Here is a 1,602-nt window from a genome sequence, read left to right on the forward strand (position 1 = left end):
CGCTTCAATTTCGACTCACCCATCGGGTGACTTCCTTGATCAACGCCAAACCCTTAGCCTGCCAGTATTACGGGCAAACTGCACCTCACCAACTGAGGTTTCTAGGTTCATTATACGCAACACCTTTTCCACTGCAAGCGCGTTCCACTCCGGGACGAACGCTCCCGCAGCGATAGCGGAGAGCTCGTTGCGGCAGGCGCACTTCCCCCGATCGATCGGGGGTTCCGGCCGTCTCCACGCTGCCCGGCGGCGCCTCCCGGTCGCCGCCGGAGCGCAGGAAGCGGCGCAAAAGAATCGGCCGGGGCCTCACTGGCCCCGGCCGATTTCCGCCAGATACGGCGTTCAGTTCTTGGAGTACTGCTTCACCAGCTCGGTTGCGCGGTCGTACAGTTTCCGGCCGTCGTAACCCTTGCTCGTGACATCCGCGATCCATTCATCGGTCACCGGCTGCACGGCCTTCTTCCAGCGCTCGACTTCCTCGGGCGGGATCTGGTTGATCTGATTGCCGCGGTTGCTCGCCGCCGCACGCCCGCCTTCGTCGCCCTTCCTGAACGCCGTCGCGGCCAGGGCCGAGGTTTCACGCCCGCTGTTGTCGTCGATGATCTTTTTCAGATCGGCCGGCAGGCTGTCGTACTTCTTCTGGTTCATCACGTAGATCGAGGTCGCCGTGGTCAGCGAGTAGCCGCCGCTGACTTCGGCATGGTACTTGGTCAGCTCGTGGGTCTTGGTCGCCGGGACGACTTCCCAGGGCACGATCGCCGCATCGATGACGCCACGCGACAGCGATTCGGCGATCTGCGGCACCGGCATCCCCACCGGGGTGGCACCGAGCACGGTCAGCATGCGGTTGCCCAGCCGCGACGGGGCGCGGATCTTCATGCCGCGGAAATCCTCGAGGGTCTTCAGCTCCTTGTCGCGCAGATGGATCACGTAGGGGCCGACGACCCAGTTCGCGATGCGCTTGAGGCCCTCGAATTCGCTGGCGGCGTTTTCGTCGATGAAGTCCCACACCGCCCGCGCCGTCGCTTCGTGCGTGGTGGTGACGAACGGCAGTTCGAACACTTCGGAGACCGGGAAGCGCCCCGGGGTGTAGCCGGGGATCGTCCACACGATGTCGGCGACGCCGTCGCGCACCTGGTTGAGCAGTTGCGGCGGGGTGCCCCCGAGCTGCATCGCCGGATAGATCTGGCACTTCATCCGCCCTTTCGACTCGGCTTCGATCTTGTCGCACCACGGCACGATGAAACCGGCATGCATGTTCGACATCGGCGGCAGGAAGTGTGCGACCTTCAGCACCACCTCCTGCGCCTGTGCGGAGGACATCACGGCCGTGGCGGCCAGCCCGAAAGCAAGTTTACGAAGCATCACCGAAGTCTCCTCTAATTATATTTGGGTAATACGCCCGCCGGTTTTTCATGAACGACGGTTCATTGCCGACGGTTCATCGATTATACGCACCCCTCCTCCTCCCGCAAGCACGCGCGAAACGAGTGTAGGGAGCACATAAACTGTCCGGACTTGTAGCACGTGATCTGTCCGGTTTCATTGTTCACCAAGGAGGTGGCGATGAGACGGACGGAATTGCTACAGGAGATCCGAGCG

1 protein-coding gene is annotated in these 1,602 nt (G+C 62.4%); it reads right to left on the reverse strand.

The annotated features are described in order from the left end of the window. Positions 1 to 342: 342 nt before the first annotated feature. Complete coding sequence (locus MXC99_RS00405; RefSeq protein WP_247723671.1) at positions 343 to 1,365, reverse strand: TRAP transporter substrate-binding protein; 1,023 nt, start codon at positions 1,363 to 1,365, stop codon at positions 343 to 345. Between the last annotated feature and the right edge of the window lie 237 nt (positions 1,366 to 1,602).

This window comes from Thauera aromatica, from assembly GCF_023093595.1.
Taxonomy (GTDB): Bacteria; Pseudomonadota; Gammaproteobacteria; order Burkholderiales; family Rhodocyclaceae; genus Thauera; species Thauera aromatica_A.